15 protein-coding genes are annotated in these 14,045 nt (G+C 46.5%); 6 read left to right on the top strand and 9 right to left on the bottom strand.

The features are described from left to right. Positions 1–11: 11 nt before the first annotated feature. Positions 12–1,628, bottom strand: a complete 1,617-nt coding sequence (locus tag ACLSU7_RS01195; protein ID WP_413293696.1) for a fumarate hydratase — start codon at positions 1,626–1,628, stop codon at positions 12–14. Between the two features lie 523 nt (positions 1,629–2,151). On the opposite strand from ACLSU7_RS01195, the gene ACLSU7_RS01190 reads away from it, so the two are divergent. Next, on the top strand, positions 2,152–3,678 hold the full coding sequence (locus ACLSU7_RS01190; protein ID WP_413293695.1) for an MFS transporter: 1,527 nt from the start codon (positions 2,152–2,154) through the stop codon (positions 3,676–3,678). A gap of 127 nt (positions 3,679–3,805) precedes the next feature. Then, positions 3,806–4,777, top strand: a complete 972-nt coding sequence (locus ACLSU7_RS01185; protein WP_413293694.1) for a universal stress protein — start codon at positions 3,806–3,808, stop codon at positions 4,775–4,777. A 66-nt stretch (positions 4,778–4,843) separates the two neighbouring features. On the opposite strand, the gene ACLSU7_RS01180 is transcribed toward ACLSU7_RS01185, so the two are convergent. Beyond that, positions 4,844–5,335 carry a helix-turn-helix domain-containing protein gene (locus tag ACLSU7_RS01180; RefSeq protein ID WP_413293693.1) on the bottom strand — a complete coding sequence of 164 codons (492 nt, stop codon included), beginning with the start codon at positions 5,333–5,335 and terminating at the stop codon, positions 4,844–4,846. A gap of 497 nt (positions 5,336–5,832) precedes the next feature. Between ACLSU7_RS01180 and ACLSU7_RS01175 the strand changes: the two genes are divergently transcribed. The 3 genes from ACLSU7_RS01175 (at position 5,833) to ACLSU7_RS01165 (ending at position 8,709) form a co-directional block, all read left to right on the top strand. Beyond that, positions 5,833–6,459: a TetR/AcrR family transcriptional regulator gene (locus ACLSU7_RS01175; RefSeq protein ID WP_413293692.1), complete on the top strand. Its 627-nt coding sequence runs from the start codon at positions 5,833–5,835 to the stop codon at positions 6,457–6,459. 65 nt (positions 6,460–6,524) lie between these two features. After that, on the top strand, positions 6,525–7,727 hold the full coding sequence (locus tag ACLSU7_RS01170; RefSeq protein WP_413293691.1) for a voltage-gated chloride channel family protein: 1,203 nt from the start codon (positions 6,525–6,527) through the stop codon (positions 7,725–7,727). Then, positions 7,711–8,709, top strand: a complete 999-nt coding sequence (locus ACLSU7_RS01165) for an NAD(P)H-dependent flavin oxidoreductase (protein ID WP_413293690.1) — start codon at positions 7,711–7,713, stop codon at positions 8,707–8,709. The genes ACLSU7_RS01170 and ACLSU7_RS01165 overlap by 17 nt, the downstream gene beginning before the upstream one ends. Before the next feature lie 110 nt (positions 8,710–8,819). On the opposite strand, the gene ACLSU7_RS01160 is transcribed toward ACLSU7_RS01165, so the two are convergent. From ACLSU7_RS01160 to ACLSU7_RS01140, 5 genes are all read right to left on the bottom strand, one after another. Beyond that, the gene (locus tag ACLSU7_RS01160) at positions 8,820–9,254 is read right to left on the bottom strand and encodes a GNAT family N-acetyltransferase (protein WP_413293689.1); all 435 of its coding nucleotides are present in this window, start codon (positions 9,252–9,254) and stop codon (positions 8,820–8,822) included. Positions 9,255–9,275: 21 nt separating this feature from the next. After that, positions 9,276–9,758: a DUF4442 domain-containing protein gene (locus tag ACLSU7_RS01155; RefSeq protein ID WP_413293688.1), complete on the bottom strand. Its 483-nt coding sequence runs from the start codon at positions 9,756–9,758 to the stop codon at positions 9,276–9,278. 456 nt (positions 9,759–10,214) lie between these two features. Further along, positions 10,215–10,601, bottom strand: coding sequence for a DUF1634 domain-containing protein (locus ACLSU7_RS01150; protein WP_413293687.1), 387 nt, complete (start codon positions 10,599–10,601; stop codon positions 10,215–10,217). Beyond that, the gene (locus tag ACLSU7_RS01145; protein ID WP_413293686.1) at positions 10,601–11,413 is read right to left on the bottom strand and encodes a sulfite exporter TauE/SafE family protein; all 813 of its coding nucleotides are present in this window, start codon (positions 11,411–11,413) and stop codon (positions 10,601–10,603) included. The genes ACLSU7_RS01150 and ACLSU7_RS01145 overlap by 1 nt, the downstream gene beginning before the upstream one ends. A gap of 15 nt (positions 11,414–11,428) precedes the next feature. Further along, positions 11,429–11,821, bottom strand: a complete 393-nt coding sequence (locus ACLSU7_RS01140; RefSeq protein WP_413293685.1) for a hypothetical protein — start codon at positions 11,819–11,821, stop codon at positions 11,429–11,431. Between the two features lie 52 nt (positions 11,822–11,873). On the opposite strand from ACLSU7_RS01140, the gene ACLSU7_RS01135 reads away from it, so the two are divergent. Further along, positions 11,874–13,112 carry an MFS transporter gene (locus ACLSU7_RS01135; RefSeq protein ID WP_413293684.1) on the top strand — a complete coding sequence of 413 codons (1,239 nt, stop codon included), beginning with the start codon at positions 11,874–11,876 and terminating at the stop codon, positions 13,110–13,112. On the opposite strand, the gene arfB is transcribed toward ACLSU7_RS01135, so the two are convergent. Both arfB and ACLSU7_RS01125 read right to left on the bottom strand, forming a co-directional pair. Then, complete coding sequence (gene arfB, locus ACLSU7_RS01130; protein ID WP_413293683.1) at positions 13,109–13,513, bottom strand: alternative ribosome rescue aminoacyl-tRNA hydrolase ArfB; 405 nt, start codon at positions 13,511–13,513, stop codon at positions 13,109–13,111. The genes ACLSU7_RS01135 and arfB overlap by 4 nt on opposite strands. Then, positions 13,513–13,980: an OsmC family protein gene (locus ACLSU7_RS01125; RefSeq protein WP_413293682.1), complete on the bottom strand. Its 468-nt coding sequence runs from the start codon at positions 13,978–13,980 to the stop codon at positions 13,513–13,515. Before ACLSU7_RS01125 ends, arfB begins: the two co-directional genes overlap by 1 nt. Between the last annotated feature and the right edge of the window lie 65 nt (positions 13,981–14,045).

The raw sequence follows: 14,045 nt of genomic DNA, 5'->3' as shown, positions 1-14,045 counted from the left end.
GGCGCGACCTTTTAGACTTTCTTTAGGAAGGACTTGAAGAAGTCGTTGCCTTTATCATCGACGATGATAAAGGCTGGGAAGTCTTTTACTTCGATTTTCCAGACGGATTCCATGCCGAGTTCTGGGAAATCTAGTACTTCCACTTTCGTGATACATTCTTTACCCAAACGAGCGGCAGGACCACCGATGGAACCGAGGTAGAAGCCACCGTGCTTTTTACATGCATCGGTTACTTGCTGCGAGCGATTGCCCTTACCTAGCATGATCATTGATCCACGCAGGCCTTGGAATGTATCTACGTATGGATCCATGCGTTCTGACGTTGTTGGACCGAATGATCCTGAAGCATAACCTTTTGGTGTTTTTGCAGGACCCGCGTAGTAAACCGCGTACTGCTTAAAGTAATCAGGTACACCTTCGCCGCGATCCACTTTTTCTTTGAGTTTTGCATGAGCAATATCGCGAGCCACGATCATCGGACCGTTTAGCATCACGCGAGTAGCGACTTTTTGCGAAGAAAGGATTTTCAAAGTTTCTTCAATCGGTTGATTCAAATCAATGCTGATGGCTTCAGCCGACGTGTCTTGCAGGTGATTTGGCAAGTACTGCTCTGGGTGAAGTTCCAGTTGCTCTAGGAAAATACCTTCGCGAGTGATTTTACCACGGATGTTACGATCCGCAGAGCAGCTCACACCCACCCCAATCGGACAACTAGCACCATGGCGAGGTAAACGAATCACACGCACGTCGTGCACGAAGTATTTACCACCGAATTGCGCGCCGATGCCGCTTTCACGGGCCCACTTCTCGACATTTTTTTCCATCTCAAGATCACGGAAGGCACGACCGCCCTCAGAACCCGAAGTAGGAAGACCATCCAGATAGCCTGCAGAGGCGTATTTCACGATTTTCAAAGTTTCTTCCGCGGAAGTACCGCCCACGCAGAACGCCAAGTGATACGGAGGGCAAGCCGCAGTTCCTAAAGAAACCAAAACTTCCTTCACGAATTTTTCAAATCCTTCCGGATTCAAAACCGCTTTGGTTTTTTGATGCAAATAAGATTTATTGGCAGAACCGCCACCCTTAGCCAGGAACAAGAAATGATATTCATCACCCTTTTCAGAGTAGATATCAATCTGCGCTGGCAGATTCGTTCCGGTATTTTTCTCATCAAAGAAAGTGACTGGAGCCATTTGAGAAAAGCGCAGGTTGCGCTTTTGGTAGGTGTTGAAAACACCTTTAGACAAATACTCTTTGTCATCAAAGCCCGTGAAAACACTCTCACCTTTTTTACCCACCACAATCGCAGTCCCCGTGTCCTGACACGACGGGAATTCCATTTGCGCTGCGATAATCGCATTTTTCAAAAGATCCACCGCCACGAAACGATCATTCGCAGAGGACTCAGGGTCCTGCAGAATGTGTTCGAGCTTTTGCAAGTGGGCCGAACGAAGCAAGTGCGAAACATCGCTCAAAGCTTCTTGCGCAATCAATTCCAAAGCCTCCGGTGCGACAACTAAAACTTCGCGCTCGCCAAGTTTTTGCACGCTCACGTGATCTGAGGAAATCTTACGATATTGAGTTGTATCTTTTTGCTTTTCGTAGAGGGGAAAATACTTAAATGACATGCAATTGAGAATACGCCCGAGAGCCGCTCTCCGCAAGGCTTGATGCGTACGCGCGCAAGCCCTCGGTTGGCTTTTTAGGTGGGACTTAATGGGTGGGACTTCGAACGCCGCGATTACGGCAAAAAATTTGTGGGACCAGGGCTCTCTGTGCGTTCGAGAGGGGTCCAAGGACCTTCCGAGGGAGGAGAATCAAACTTGTTGTCTCCTTCTGAAACCCAACATATCAACCTGGACCTATAAGCACAAAACGATAATATTTGTCTCTTCCATAAGTTTTGCTTATGGATGAAAAGTGCCGAACCTGAGCCTTATTTGAGGAAGTTTCTGTAATTTCTCCACGAGAAATTCCAATTGTGAATGCAAGCGACCCTATGAATATCGTGATGCGCTGAATTTATAGCCATCTGGGAGTGAAATTGACGAAAACCTAAAGATTGTTAAGCGATTATCCCACCTCCCCCGATTGCATAATTTATATTTATCGCTTACCTTCACCTCGCAAATTTACATTTGGAGGCTTTCCATGGCTTTAGCTCTCGTGGGACTGTGTCTTGCTGCGGTAATTTTTTTATACTTCAGCAACAATCCGCTGAATCATTCACGCAAGTTTATGATTCGTCGCTTCGTTAACTGGTTCCCATTGGGCATGTCCTATGCCTTCTTGTACATGGGCCGTTATAACCTCAACGTCTCCAAGAACGCTTTGGGTGACATGATGACGAAGGAACAATTCGGCATCATCTTTGCCGCCGGTACAATCACTTACGGTCTTTCCTTCCTACTAAATGGTCCAATCGTCGACAAAATCGGCGGTAAAAAAGGGATCATCATTGCCACGCTAGGTTCATCGATCATGAACTTACTAATGGGTGGAGCTACTTATCTTTACCTAATGGGTCGTTTGAAAACGAACATGGTTGTAGCCTTCTCAATCTTGTTTGCCTTGAACATGTTCTTCCAATCCTATGGTGCGGTTTCCATTATCAAAGTAAAAGCTTACTGGTTCCACGTTCGTGAGCGCGGCGTCTTTGGTGCGATCTTTGGTACTTTGATTTCTTTCGGTGTGTATTTCGCATTCGACTGGGGTCAGGCGATCGTTGAAGCTTCTAAACTTCACATCGAAGGAACTAAAACTGCTTTCCAAAGCTTCATCCAACACATCTTCGCTATCGACACAGGTACGACGAATGCCACTTGGTTAGTATTCACGATCCCAGCGTTCCTATTGATCTGCTGGGCCTTGATCGACATGGTTCTTTTGAAAGACTCCCCAGCTGAAGCTAACTTCGGTGAGTTCGATACCGCGGACGCTTCTTCTGGTGATGACGAAAACGTTAAAATCACGATGAGTTTGGTCCTTAAAAAAGTCTTCTCAAATCCAATCATGTACACGATTGCGTTGGTAGACTTTACGTCTGGCGTTCTTCGTAACGGTATCATGCAGTGGTATCTGGTTTTCGCTCACGAAATGAAAGCCACTGATGAGGCTTTCTATAATGCGTCTGAGTTCTTCGTTAAGAACTGGGGTTTGCTTCTGTGCTTAACTGGTATCATCGGTGGTTTCATGGCCGGTATGATGTCTGACCGTTTCTTCCAGTCCCGCCGTGGACCGCCAGCAGCGATCAACAATGTGATCATGATCTTCCTTTTGATCTTGATGTCTGTGTTCTTAACTAAAGAACCTAACATCGTCGGTGGTTGTGCGATCTTGATGACTCTTGCAGTTATCGGCGTTCACTCGTTGATGTCTGGTACAGCCGCTGCTGACTTTGGTGGTAAGAAAATGACGGCGACAGCTTCTGGTATCGTGGATGGTTGCGTGTACTTGGGTTCAGGCATCCAATCCCTGGCGATCGGTTACTTGTCTGCGAAAAGCTGGCACTATTGGCCTTTGTTCCTTTTGCCGTTCTCGTTCCTGGGCTTGTACCTTTCTCTTCGCATGTGGAATGAACTTCCTGAAGCGACTAAGAAGTACATCCTAAAACAAGAACAGGATGCTGCTAAAGAACAGGGAAAGACTTTAGGTAGCGAATCCCCTGCTACCAACTAAATAACAAAATCAAGGCTCACTTCGGTGGGCCTTTTTTGTATCCTCACACAAAGGTCCCCGCTGCTCTTGCCCTTCCCCTCCCTTATCGTGCGCAATAAAAGGGTCTAACTTGCGCTGGGAGGTCGGAATGAGAATCATCTGGGCTATGGATGCCTTTGAAGACAATAAAGAACTGAATCAGAAAATGGCTTCATATCTAAGCCGCTTGCATGAAAGCACCGGCGCCGATATTGAGCCCGTCTATCTTCTTCGCGAAAACGAAATCGTCCTTCCCAGCTATGAAGTTCCGACCTGGGTCACAGACCACTCCCGCACTGCTGAAGCCCTGTTTAAGGAAGTCCTGGGCGACTATGACTTAACCTTCTTACTTGAGCCTAAAGTCATCCCTCACGCATCCCAATCCCACGCAGGTGCCGCGGAGACACTCTCAGCCTACGCAGACCGCACTCGCGCGGATTTGATCGTGGTGGGCAGCCATGGACGTCAGGGTTTCCAGCGTTTCCTTTTAGGAAGCTTTGCGGAAAGTCTGCTCTTGGAATCTGATGTTCCGGTCTTTGTCGTGGGGGCTCATACCTCCGCGAAACCTATCTCGAACATTCTTTTCCCGACAGAGTTTGGTGATCATTCAAAAGAAAATTACCGCCATGTTTTGGATCTGGCGAAAAAGTTTAATGCCGAAGTGACTCTGTTTCACTGTATTGCTCGCCCAATTGAAAGTCTTTTTGAGATGGATACGCGTCCCCGCGTTTATAATTTCAAAGGCAAGATGCTGACCCTAGAGCAAATCGTTGAGCAACAGATTGAACATCAATCCCAGCGCGCAGAACGCTGGATCACTTGGGCTCGCAGCGAAGGCGTGGTGGCGCAGTATCACATCGACAGTTCTTATAAATCAGTGGATGAGGCGATTTTGGAAGCCATTCCGCAACATGATATCGGTTTGGTCGTGATGGAAGCTCAGAGTGGACCTTTAAGCTCTGCTATCTTGGGTAGCTTTACCCGCAACGTGGTTCGCCAGGCAGAATGTCCTGTGTATGTTCTGACTCGTCACTTTTACGATCATGTGGAAGATCGCTTTGGCGATGCGGCTGCGCCCTAAATTTAAGGTTCGATCAACAGAAATAAAAAAGGGCTCCCGCTGGGAGCCCTTTTTGTTTTGAGAATCTTAAGCGACACGTCCCTGAGTGGGGCGCATGGATGGTGGAAGTTTTTTATAAGCATTGTTTAAGTGCGTTTTCAAAGTCGCTTTCGAAATGAACAGCTTGTCAGCGATTTGTTGATTCGTCATGCCTGCAGTCACCATATGCATGATGCGAATTTCACTTGGAGTAAGACCTTTATTGACGAAGAAAGCTTCCTGAGCCGCTTGCTTCTCGGCTTCATTTTTAATCGGATAAAGGAACGTCATCACGTTTTCGCCGTCTTTCACCAACATCACGTCGACGAATTGACCTTCGATGTGCTGACCCTTATGCAGCTTCATTCCGTCTTGAACCGGCGCCGCCTCTTCAACCTGCTTCATCATTTCAGCGCAAGCAGAATTTCCGCAAACACCCGGGGCTTTTGAACCACACGTCTTTTGCGAAGCTTCGTTCTGAAAAAGAACTTCATTTTTGCTATTGCGGATACAAATACTGAGTTTGTCACCTGTGCACATTTTCGGATCCTCCGTCCCACTAAACATATTATGCCATCCGCCACCTAAAACCGAGGATGATCTCGATCATGTTTTCTTGAACTTTTTTAAATGTGAGGTCTAAGGTCGAATGCGTAATGACTAAGCATGTCGAACGAGGGAGTTTCATATTGTAAGTTCACACGAGTTTGTTTGATTCATTGCTAAAATGTAAGAAGGAGCCTAAGGATTTCCCTCTGGAATCTCGTGGAAATCGTGAAACTTCTGTGCGATTAATCCGTAAAAACTTCGGAAAAATGTCATTTCAGGGGTGGTTTTATTGCGTCCATGTAATAAACGGGCCGCAATTTAACGTCGTATCAGAATAAGACAATGGTTCAGAAAAAATTCTCGGATGTACCCCATGCCGACTCCTAGGTACTACTAATTGATACTTGAACTACTGGTATTGAATATTAAACCACCCTGACCGAATATGAACCTGAGCCAAGTTAATAAACCTCAGACAAGGAGGAACTATGGGTGCCAGTCCAGTAAGCCACTCGAATCCGGACAAAAAGTACATGTTGAAAATTCCGGTGCAAAAACGCTCGAAAGAAACAGTGGCGAGCATCGTTGAATCCTGTGCGCGACTATTAGTGCAGGAACCATATCACGCAATCACTACGGATAAGATTGCTGAGATGGCAGGTGTAAGTATCGGTTCGTTGTATCAATTCTTTGCAAATAAAGAAGCCATCGTTGCGGCGGTTATCGACGATCTTCTGCAAAAAGACTTGGTATATATTGAAGAGAACTTAGCAAAACTAACGACAAATGATTTGGATGCAAAAATCCACGCATTTATCGATATCGGTTTTGCACGTTTCCATGACAATCGCCCTCTAAGAACAGCCCTTCAAGGCGTTCAAGGAATGTTGGATTACTGGGAAACTCGCCGTGTATTCTTTGAACATTATCAAAAAGCGGTTTTAGTTCATATGCCGCAAATCCCAGGTCGTGATCGCGAGATGATTGCACTGTTCATCGTGAGCAGTTTCAACAACATCCTGCAATTAAGTCTCTTGGGTCCGCAATCTCCGGAAAGAGAAAACGAGATCAAAAAAGAAGTGTTCATTTTGATCAATCGTTATCTAAAACCTTAGTCATAAGAAAAACCTTGTGACTTTATAAATCCTCCTCGTATGCTGAATGTATCGAGGGGGATTTTTTGTTTAAAGCGGTACTGCAGTGGTTTGGTCTGTCTTTAGTCATCGGCGCTCTGGCCGGGACGGCTTCCGCGGGATTCTTAGCCTCCCTTGATATCGTCACGAAAACTCGTTCAGAACATCCCTGGCTTTTACTTTTACTTCCCGTTGCTGGCATCTTAGTTGCCTGGCTTTACCATCATCACGGCAAAGAAGTGGCAGCAGGAACAGATTTAATTTTGGATGAGATTCACAGCCCCAAGCAAGTGGTCCCCTTGCGCATGACACCTTTGGTTTTACTGGGAACTTTGGTCACTCACCTTTTTGGTGGCTCTGCAGGACGTGAAGGAACGGCTGTTCAGATGGGCGCATCCTTATCGGATCAACTTACTCACGTTTTTAAATTCGAAGGACAGCAAAGAAAAATCCTATTGATGTCGGGAATCGCTGCGGGCTTTGCTTCTGTGTTTGGCACTCCCTTAGCCGGTGCGATTTTCGGTCTGGAAGTTTTGCGCGTGGGAAGACTTCGTTATGCGGCATTGCTGCCCTGTTTTGCTTCCGCAATTATAGCCGACCGGGTGACTTCTTTATGGGGTATTCACCACACGATCTATAAAATTTCAGAAGTTGCCCCCCTCGGAATAGTGCCGCTCGGTTATGCTGTTTTTGCGGGGATTGCTTTTGGTTTGTGCGCACGCCTTTTTTCACAAAGCTTGCATCATATGATTCGTCTTTTTAAGCATGGAGTGAATAACCCGATGGTGCGGGCATTTGTGGGTGGGATCATCGTAATTGTTCTCGCCGCCTTAATGCAATCGGATCGTTACCTGGGCTTGGGAGTTCCTGTGATAGTTGAAACTTTCAATCAACATGTGCCGGCTTATGATTTTGTTTTAAAGATTTTATTTACAGCGGTGACTTTAGGTTCTGGTTTCAAAGGTGGCGAAGTCACACCGTTATTTTTCGTGGGCGCGACCTTGGGCAACGCTTTGTCTTGGATTTTGCCGCTGCCGATGTCACTCTTAAGTGGAATGGGATTTGTCGGAGTTTTCGCGGGCGCTGCCAACACGCCATTGGCCTGCACGGTGATGGCAATGGAACTGTTCGGTACTCAGGGTGCGGTTTTCTGCGCCATTGCTTGCGTGGTTAGCTATCTCTGCTCGGGTCACAAAGGAATTTATCATTCGCAAAGAATTGGGGTAAAAAAGCATGTTGAAACAAATTAAAACTCCTTTTACGGAAATGATGGGAATTGATTTCCCGATTATCGCAGCTCCCATGTTTTTGGTGAGTAACGCAGACATCGTCGCTGAAGCAAGTGAAGCTGGTGGTATTGGCACGTTCCCCGCTTTAAACTATCGTCCTTTGGAAAACTATGCGGCGGCTCTTAAAGAAATGCGCGAAAAAACCAAGAAGCCCATTGGAATTAACATCATCGTTAACAAATCCAACACTCGCCAGAATGATGATCTAAAAATCGCTTTGGATCACGGTGTGAATCTTTTCATCACGTCCTTGGGGAATCCTAAAACTGTGATTCAAGAAGCACACAAAAACGGTGCAAAAGTTTTTTGCGACGTCACGAATCTGGATCATGCCTTGAAAGTTCAGGATCTGGGAGCTGACGGTGTCATCGCTGTCGGCGCAGGAGCTGGTGGCCATGCGGGCCCCATCTCTCCGCTGGTTTTGATTCCTTGGCTGAAAACTCGCTTGAACATTCCGATCATCGCAGCTGGTGGTATTTCCCACGGGTCGATGATGGCTGCTTGTCTGGCTCTAGGTGCTTCGGGCGTCAGCGTGGGAACGCGCTTTATCGCCAGTAAAGAAGCAAATGTCGATCAAGCTTATAAAGATGCGATCATCAAATCCACCCCGGAAGATATCGTGATGACAACGCGTGTGTCAGGCACCCCTGCCGCTGTGATCAACACACCTTACGTGCAAAAAATGGGTACGGACTTACCTTGGGCCATGAAGATTTTAAAAGACCACAAACTTACTAAGAAATATATGGTTCCGTTAATTCACTTAATGGGGATGAAGTCCTTGGAAGAGGCAGCCGTAAAACCAACTTGGAAAACTGTTTGGACGGCGGGACAATCTGTTGGGTTGGTTGAAGAAATCCTCACGGTTCGTGAAATCTACCAAAAGCTAATTTCCGAATACGAACAAAGCGTAAACAACCTAAACCAGCTCGGCATCAAATAGGTGCCAGGTCTTGTTTCATGTCGCACTCCGCAAAAAAAAACGAAACCTATTATGAATAATCGCAAAGCATTCTGAAATAAAAAAGGCACTGATAAATTCTGTGCCTTTTTTTATAAACTTTTGCGCATTTTTTTATGGGGAAGTCCTACTTCTCCGAAGGTCTCGCCGATCACTTCATAACCGAGTTTTAGATAGAATGGCACTGCGGCTTCGCGAGCGTTAAGCTCAATTTCTTTATAACCGAGTTCTCGAGCTTTTACTTCGGAAGCTTCAACCAGAATTCTGCCCACACCTGTGCCTTGAGCATGGGGATCCACGGCCACTTGGCGCATCTTTACGACGCTTTCGCTGACTTTTCTTAACAGCAAACAACCGAACAAAGCTTTGCCGCGAAAAGCACCCAAATGGACGTCATCTTTTTCAGCGCGCAAATCTTCCTGGGAAAATTTTAAGCCCAAAGGTCTTCGCAAAACTTCATATCTTAGATTCACTTCCAGTTGGTACTCGCTGGAAGCGTGTTTGATTTCTTTAACTTCGATACCCACAGCAAAACCTCAGAAATCAGTTCAAGATTTCAGTGATCTGTTACGAACCGACAAAGTCAGCTCGTAAGTCATTACCGGCTCTTGGCTTTTGCTTGGGACAATCGCGTAGCCTTTCATTTTTCTTTCCAGGCGTTCTGGATTTGTCTTGGCCTCTTCAATAAGTGAAGTCACCGCTTCCACTTCATCACAGATAAAGTGAACGTCTCCGTCCGCGCGTTTTCCGTACTGTGCTGTGAAGTCTTTAAAAATAAAATCGATCTTCTGTTTGCTTTCAGCAATCACTTGCACCGCGGGTGCGGCGATGGAAAGCTCCGCACCAACTCCCAAAGCTCCAAAGTACATGGAGTTCAGATGATTTTTCGTACGATAGCCCAACGGAATTTTGATCACAAACTTCTTATCCGTCATCTCGACGACTTTAGGGCCGATGAAAACCAAAAGAGGAATTTTAAATAGACCGTAAGCTGCAAGGAAGGCGTTGAATTTGAAAATTTTTGTATTCATGCCCTTTATCTTAAGACTCGAGACCAGAGAAGGGCCAGCACTTTTCACTTATAGCAGCTGATTTTGACATTTTCCACGAAGAGGAGAACAATAAAGTTACAGACAGCTCCCATAGGAAGAATAGATCCCATGTATTCATTCCCTCTGCAACATTCTTCCCCTTTACGGAGTTGATCTCATAGACCCCCGATTCAAGTTCACCAAGGAAGAACTTTTGCAACCGGGGGTTTTCTTTTTTCTTCTCCCGAGATTCAAGGCGCCACCGGTGAAGAGGTACTTGCAAAAGTCGACACGCCATCCGGGCTCACCGTCGCCGCCTTTGGCGGTTCGCGCATCCATGCGCCGACGGAGGTCGACTTTTGCAAGTACCTCTCCCCCGGTGGCTTTGAACTGGGTTTGAAACTGTCGTACCAAAGGTGGAGCGCAGGACAGGTTTTCTAGGTTATTTTGAAATTATTAAAGATCTATTCCTAGGAAGAATGAGGCTACCAAACAGGCGAAGACTGCGAAGGCCATTACTGCCAGGATGCGGTCTTTTTGTTTTATGAATAGGATGCCGGTTAGGAATACTCTTGTGGTTGGTAGAAGTACTAGAACTACTAATCCCGAGATTGAGATTATTAGGGGGCGGTCTTGCATTACTACGGCCCAGTGGATGGTTTCGGTTAGGGATTTGGATTCGTAGGTTTGGAAGTCGCTTAGGGTGTCGCCGCTGCGGTACAGTTGCCATAGCCAGCCTATCAATAAGAGCATGCCGGCTATGTAGACTCCGCTTCTTAGCATTTTGCTGATTTTTAGTTCTAGATCGTGGAGGGCTTGATCTTGTTTTGGTTCTACTGCCATTACTTAAGCCCTTTCATTATCATTTGTACTGAGACAATGGATAGAACTACTACGAAGATTTTTCTTATGATTCCTGCGGGCATTTTTACCATGGCTTTGGCGCCGATTATGGAGCCGATGATGATGCCTACTGCGACTGGTGCAGCGATCTCGGGGCGCACGTCGCCTTTTAGTAAATAGGCTCCGGCACTGGCAGATGCTGTGACACCAATCATGAAATTTGATGTGGCTGAGGAAACTTTGATTGGAAGTTTCATCGCGCCGTCCATTGCTAGGACTTTGAAGATGCCGCTGCCGATTCCTAGTAACGCTGACAGAATACCTGCGCCGAACATGGCGAAGAGGCCGAGTGGTACGTGCTCTACTTTATAGGTTTTCCATTCGCCGCCCTCGGGAAAGCTGCCGTCTAGTTTTAATTTTTCAGCCCAGGGGTGATTGTGAGCGGAGTAATGTTCATGGCGTTTTCTTAGCATCATCAGAGCTGAGAAAAATAAGAACGTGCCGAATAGTAGAAATAGAAATTGTGCTTTGATGTACGTAGCTAGCAAAAAGCCTACGATGGCGCCGGTGACTGTTCCGATTTCCAGGAACACGGCCAATCTTAAATTTGTTAGAGAGTCTTTCAGATAACTAGCTGCTGCGCCTGACGAAGTTGCTACGATAGAGATCAGACTTGCGGCGATCGCGTAGCGGATGTCGATGTGATAAACCAGAGTGAGAACAGGTACGATGATGATACCTCCTCCCAGGCCAAGGAGAGCTCCCAAGAAGCCCGCCCCGATTGCTGTGATCAGAAGAAGTATCTCGTGCATAAAAAACCTAGAACCTTACTTTTTCGGACATTCGTACAATTTTACCAAGCGGGCCCCAAAGTATGTTCCGCGTTTCTTCAACTCCCAAGGTGGGTATGGCAAATACACTGCTTCTGCACACTGTCCCTTTTGCACGATCGCCCACTGACGATCTTCAGAGGTGGCAGCAAACAATTCATTCGTGGTGTCATCTTTGATACTAATGGCGAAGGAGAAAACTTTTTCATTCAGTTCGCCACCTGCACGGGCGATCAACGCCACCGGAAGCTCGACACGCTCCACATTGATCACTTCACCGACGACAGTTTTTGAGAAGATCACACTGTAGTTGACAAGAACAACCCAAGTGATCGCGACCAAAAGTACAAAGCCCAGAACCGATTTCAAAATTTTACTTAGTGTTGCCATAGAGTTGGATTATCGGGTATTTTTCTATAACGTCAACCAAAAGGACCCCGCAGTGTTTTCCAAAAAAGAAAAAATCCTTCTCGGCATTCTCGCTTCTGTTCAATTCAGCTCGATCGTGGATTTCATGATCATGATGCCGTTGGGACCACAATTGATGCGTCTTTTTGGAATCACTCCCCATCAGTTCGGACTCCTTGTGTCATCATACAGCTTCTGTGCGGGGCTAAGTGGTTTCACAGCTTCCTTCTTCATGGACAAGTTTGATCGCAAGAATCTTTTGCTGTTTTTCTTTGTCGGCTTTTCGGTGGGCACGGTGGCCTGCGCACTTTCCCCGACTTATGAGCTATTACTTTTGGCACGTGGACTTACTGGAGTCTTTGGTGGCGTTCTGAGTTCCTTGGTTCTTTCGATTGTGAGTGATGCCATTTCATATGAGCGTCGTGGCTCTGCGATGGGTGTTATCATGACATCTTTTTCTGTGGCTTCGATTTTTGGCGTGCCATTTAGCTTGTTCTTGGCAAACGAATATTCCTGGCATGCACCATTCTTGTTCTTAGGAATCGCTTCTTTGTTTCTATGTGTGGTCGCATACTTTGGCGTTCCTTCGGTGCGCAGTCACTTGGAACACCCTCGCGAGAAAGAAGCCGTCTACCAGGGGCTGGTGCGTATCTTTAAAAATCGCAATCAAGTGCGCGCTTTGATTTTTATGGCAGCGGTGATCTTTGGTCACTTTGCGATCGTGCCTTATCTTTCACCCTCGATGGTTTCCAATGCGGGCTTAACGGAAGCTCAGTTGCCATTGATTTACATGATTGGTGGGTTATTCACGATCTTCACATCCCCAGCAATTGGTCGCATGTCGGATCGTTATGGGAAGCACAAAGTTTTCCTTTACGGCGCGGGGCTTTGTACTTTGCCGATTTTTGCCATCACAAATCTGGGACCGAATCCTGCTTGGATCGTTCTTGCAATTACGTCTGTTTTCTTTGTGGTTTCTGGGGGACGAATGATTCCGGCAACGGCACTGGTGTCGGGTACAGCTTCCCCGCAAAATCGTGGAAGCTTTATGAGTATCGTGAGTTGCGTGCAACAGCTCTCTTCTGCAGCAGCCAGTTACCTTGCGGGAATTATCATCGTGAAAAGCAGTGCGGGCCGTTTGGAAAATTATGAGATTGTCGGTTATATGTCGATCGCGGTGACTTTGCTTGCGATCTATTTATCGAGAAGAATTCAAGCCACAGAAGGCCCCACGAAAACTCCTCAAGAACCTATCATCGCAGAAGCTCACTAGTAGAGCTTCTTGCGTCCAGCTTTAACTTCGGAGTGGCGTTTTTTAGAATCTAAGCGCTTGCGCACTGAACTGCGTGTGGGCTTCGTCGCCACACGTTTTTTGGGAACAAACAAAGCTTTTTGCAGCAATGCCTGCAGTCTTTTTAAGCAAGCTGAGCGATTTTGATCCTGATCACGGAACTCTTCACTGCGAATTAAAATATCACCATCCACCGTCAGCTGTGTCGCCAGTTTCTCGAGCAAACGTGCTTTGATATTTTCCGGCAAAGCTTGTGAATCACGCAAGTTCCAGCGCAATATCGCTGCCGAATTGGTGCGATTTACGTTTTGTCCACCCGGGCCTCGCGAGCGAGCATAGGTGAAATCAAATTCATGATAAAACTGCGCGACATCGATCAACATTATGAATGAGATTCCTTTTCATGCGGCGTGAAGTCTGCTTTGCCTTCGTGAATTTTAGTTTCGTTTAAGAACACTTCAAATTCCACTGGAGATGTGGGACATACCATTGCAGTTACGCCACAGTATTTCGTCATCGACAGCACAACCGCTTTGGTCGCCTGTTCTGGCTTGATATTGCTGCCTTTGATTTGGTACTGAACGCGAACCAATTTGAAAATCGCAGGATGACCTTCAGTGGTTTCAGTTTGCGCATCAACATCGCAGGACTGAAGATCCAGTCGCATTTTTTGCAAAATGGAAACCACATCCATTCCCGAACAAGCACAGATACTTGCGAGCAATACTTCCTTTGGAGATGGACCTTGATCGCTCCCGTCAGCAGGCTTTCCGTCCATAACGAACTTCATTCCACGTGACTGAGCCGCGAAACCCAATCCTTTGCCTGTCCATTGCGTCTTCGTTTCCATCTGGGCCATAATTGCCTCCCTGCGCGTCAGTCTAGACTGAATAACACACGAAGTAAACCCTCGGA

Origin of the sequence: Bdellovibrio sp. HCB185ZH, assembly GCF_047302455.1 — a bacterium.
GTDB lineage: Bacteria > Bdellovibrionota > Bdellovibrionia > Bdellovibrionales > Bdellovibrionaceae > Bdellovibrio.
This window is presented reverse-complemented; position numbering and strand designations above follow the sequence as displayed.

Excerpts from the sequence above, each read along its gene's own strand:
- ACLSU7_RS01165 (WP_413293690.1), top strand. The coding sequence starts at position 7,711 with ATGTTGAAACAAATTAAAACTCCTTTTACGGAAATGATGGGAATTGAT.
- ACLSU7_RS01190 (WP_413293695.1), top strand. The coding sequence starts at position 2,152 with ATGGCTTTAGCTCTCGTGGGACTGTGTCTTGCTGCGGTAATTTTTTTA.
- ACLSU7_RS01195 (WP_413293696.1), bottom strand. The coding sequence starts at position 1,628 with ATGTCATTTAAGTATTTTCCCCTCTACGAAAAGCAAAAAGATACAACT.
- ACLSU7_RS01155 (WP_413293688.1), bottom strand. The coding sequence starts at position 9,758 with ATGAATACAAAAATTTTCAAATTCAACGCCTTCCTTGCAGCTTACGGT.
- ACLSU7_RS01140 (WP_413293685.1), bottom strand. The coding sequence starts at position 11,821 with ATGGCAACACTAAGTAAAATTTTGAAATCGGTTCTGGGCTTTGTACTT.
- ACLSU7_RS01145 (WP_413293686.1), bottom strand. The coding sequence starts at position 11,413 with ATGCACGAGATACTTCTTCTGATCACAGCAATCGGGGCGGGCTTCTTG.
- ACLSU7_RS01150 (WP_413293687.1), bottom strand. The coding sequence starts at position 10,601 with ATGGCAGTAGAACCAAAACAAGATCAAGCCCTCCACGATCTAGAACTA.
- ACLSU7_RS01185 (WP_413293694.1), top strand. The coding sequence starts at position 3,806 with ATGAGAATCATCTGGGCTATGGATGCCTTTGAAGACAATAAAGAACTG.
- ACLSU7_RS01180 (WP_413293693.1), bottom strand. The coding sequence starts at position 5,335 with ATGTGCACAGGTGACAAACTCAGTATTTGTATCCGCAATAGCAAAAAT.
- ACLSU7_RS01175 (WP_413293692.1), top strand. The coding sequence starts at position 5,833 with ATGGGTGCCAGTCCAGTAAGCCACTCGAATCCGGACAAAAAGTACATG.
- ACLSU7_RS01125 (WP_413293682.1), bottom strand. The coding sequence starts at position 13,980 with ATGGAAACGAAGACGCAATGGACAGGCAAAGGATTGGGTTTCGCGGCT.
- arfB (WP_413293683.1), bottom strand. The coding sequence starts at position 13,513 with ATGTTGATCGATGTCGCGCAGTTTTATCATGAATTTGATTTCACCTAT.